This is a genomic window from uncultured Caballeronia sp., assembly GCF_964243625.1.
GTDB lineage: Bacteria > Pseudomonadota > Gammaproteobacteria > Burkholderiales > Burkholderiaceae > Caballeronia.
On record NZ_CAXTGZ010000730.1, the window covers coordinates 1 to 2,836 of the forward strand.

3 protein-coding genes are annotated in these 2,836 nt (G+C 59.8%); 1 reads left to right on the forward strand and 2 read right to left on the reverse strand.

Annotated features, from left to right (window positions below):
• Positions 1-230 precede the first annotated feature (230 nt).
• A complete protein-coding gene (locus ACFFAR_RS30040; protein ID WP_174365398.1) occupies positions 231-1,070 on the reverse strand; it encodes a helix-turn-helix domain-containing protein in 840 nt (279 codons plus the stop codon).
• A 79-nt stretch (positions 1,071-1,149) separates the two neighbouring features.
• Positions 1,150-1,701, reverse strand: a complete 552-nt coding sequence (locus tag ACFFAR_RS30045; protein WP_174365399.1) for a carboxymuconolactone decarboxylase family protein — start codon at positions 1,699-1,701, stop codon at positions 1,150-1,152.
• Between the two features lie 287 nt (positions 1,702-1,988).
• On the opposite strand from ACFFAR_RS30045, the gene ACFFAR_RS30050 reads away from it, so the two are divergent.
• A complete protein-coding gene (locus ACFFAR_RS30050) occupies positions 1,989-2,828 on the forward strand; it encodes a universal stress protein (protein ID WP_075358270.1) in 840 nt (279 codons plus the stop codon).
• The last annotated feature ends 8 nt before the right edge of the window (positions 2,829-2,836 follow it).

Genomic DNA, 2,836 nt, shown 5'->3' on the forward strand with positions numbered 1-2,836 from the left:
ACCATCAGCGCTGCGAGTGCGGGCGTTTCCGCGCCGCGTTGTACATCGTGAATGCGGGCGCACGCGTAGCGCTGCATTTCATCGATCAAAGCCTCGGCGTCATCGGTCATTGTTTCCCCGCCTTCAGTAGTTCTATAGCCAGCATCAACCCCAATTGTTCAGGTTTGCAGGTATTTATTGTGTTGAAGAAGGGGTTTGCGGCGTATAGATTTCGTAAACACACCGTCGTTTCATTCCGCGTGAGCGTGTCCGAGCATCCGGAGATGAAGCGCCTCGGTTGCATCGTCGGCAGGAAACAAGGATTCGATTCGCAACTCCTCCGCAGCAACCGTTTGCGGCGTGCCGACGGTCGTGACCATGGAGAAGTAATTGAGTGTCGTGCCGTCCTTGGCGAAGCTGATGGGAATGACCGGCGTGCTGCGCGTAGCCGATCCGGCGTCGGGGGTCTCCGCAAATTTCCAGCCGGTCTTGACATCGGGATAAGCGAGCAGCGCGTCGATCAACTCGCGCGTCTTTTCATCGATAACCCGCCCGACCGATTCACGATGCACCCGCTGAATCAAGCTCCTGGCGACCTCCTCCCAGTTGGCGATGAACGGCCGCATGCCATCGGGATCGAACATCAGGTGCAGCATGTTGCGAGGCGTTTTTCGCGCGGACAGGTCGATGAAGCGATTGAAGAAACGCGGCGCCGATTCATTGGGCAAAAGCACGTTCCAGTAGCGGTCCATCACGACTGCCGGAAACGGTTCGTGCTGCTTCAACATGCGCGCGAGCGCCCCTGTCACGCTCTGCATTTCCTCCGCGTTCCAGGCGCCTTCGGAATACATGGGCGCGAAACCCGCAGCGAGCAACAACGCGTTGCGCTCGCGAAGCGGAATGTCGAGCGCCTGCGCAAGATTGAGGAGCGTCTGGCGGCTCGGCGCGCTCCGCCCGCTCTCTATGAAGCTGACATGCCGTTGCGACACGCCGGCATCCAGCGAGAGATCGAACTGGCTCCTGCCGCGCGTACTTCGCCATTGGCGCAGCAGCGTGCCGAGTTCAGTAACAGGTTTGGCAGAGGACTTCATTCCATACTCATTCAATGCGGGTTCGGTCGATCAGGATACGCTCAACTCCAGTCGAGCCGCGCGTACCCCGCGCCAACAGTCATGCAGGGACCCACGCCTGAGCCTTGAACCGGTCTTCGACCGGCGTGCCGGCCATGTTGGTCGTCGTCGCGGCCATCGTCGATATCCCGATACTCGTGATCACCTCGAATATCTGAAGCGGCGAATATCCCGCCGATGTAAACCGCTCGATATCGCCCTCGCTCACGTTACCGCGTTTTTCGACCAGCGCCCGGCTCAAGCCCGAAAGCGCCGCATATTTAGGATCGGCTGGCAATTTCCCTGCACGGATCGCGTTGACGTCCGCTTCGGCCATGCCATCTTCAAGGGCAAAGGTGGAATGCGCCGCCACCGTCCAAGGGCACTTGATCGTGACCGCGTTCGTGAGCAGCAGGGTCTGTTTCTCGCATTCGTCGAGACTTCCGCCATGAAAACTCGCGAAGCTGCCCGCGAAGCCGTTGAGCAAAACCGGGTTGGCGGCCATGGTCGCCATGACGTTCGGCAAAAAGCCGAATTTTTCAACGAGGGCTTCGAGCGTGGGCCGCGATTGTGCCGGCGCCGATTCGATCGTATAAAGTCTAAAGCTTTGCATTCCTAACTCCTTCGGTGGATTTGAACAAACAACATGAGCATTTCGTGTCCCCCAAAGCGAGCTGATGTGCCAGGGGATGACTCTCATCTTAGAGAGCGCAGGAATATGTTCAATTACCTCCGATGTAATAACGCAGAGTTCGTCGGCGTGCATTTCGACGCCCCGCGGGTGGGTGAGATCGTTGATCTACATCAAGGGACGGGATTTCTGAGCCCATAGACTTTTCGTCAAGCGCCGGGCGCCTGACAGGTAGGCCACCGCGAGCACCCACCAACGGAGTTTCTGCGATGAGCCTCACAAGCATCCTGGTCCAGCTCGACACCAGTTCACGCTCGACCGCGCGCCTCAAGTTCGCAATGCGGCTCGCCCGGCAATACGGCGCGCATCTTACGGGAGCCTTGACCAGCTTCACGCCGGACCCGCGGACCTTTTACGTAATGGCCGGTTATTCCGAGTATTTCCAGGAGCATCGCAAGCTGCGTCTCGAGCGGCAGAGCGCGCTGGAACAGGTCTTCCACGCAGAACTGGAAGACGCCGGTGTAGCTGGACGCTGGGCCGGCAACATCGACTATCCGAACGATGACATCACCCACCTAGCGCGGTGTGCCGATCTCGTCATTGCCGGACAGGAAGATCCGGACGATCCCGAATCGTTTATTGCCGATCATTTTCCGGAAGCGCTCGTGATGTCCGCAGGCCGCCCGGTGCTTTTCCACCCGTACGCCCGCGAGTTCACGACGTTCAGCGAAAACGTGATGGTCGCGTGGAACGGCAGCCGCGAGTCCGTGCGCGCCGTGCATGATGCGTTGCCGCTCTTGCGGCGGGCGAAGCGGACCACCATCGTGACGGTCGACGAATTACATGACGCGGCGTGCGGCGATCGCATCCCCGGCGCGGACATCGCGCTCGTCCTTGCACGGCATGACGTGAAAGCAAACGTGGTCCGGCTCGGACACATCGAAAACACGGCGGCAGGCGGCCTGCTGCTCTCGAAGGCAGCGGAACTGGGCGCCGATCTGATCGTGATGGGCGCGTACGGCCACTCGCGCTGGCAGGAACTGGTCATGGGGGGCGTCACGCGCAGCATGTTCCAGTCGATGACCGTCCCCGTACTGATGTCGCATTGACCACAGGA

Coding starts and splice junctions, on each gene's coding strand:
- ACFFAR_RS30050 (WP_075358270.1), top strand. CDS start 1,989: ATGAGCCTCACAAGCATCCTGGTCCAGCTCGACACCAGTTCACGCTCG.
- ACFFAR_RS30045 (WP_174365399.1), bottom strand. CDS start 1,701: ATGCAAAGCTTTAGACTTTATACGATCGAATCGGCGCCGGCACAATCG.
- ACFFAR_RS30040 (WP_174365398.1), bottom strand. CDS start 1,070: ATGAAGTCCTCTGCCAAACCTGTTACTGAACTCGGCACGCTGCTGCGC.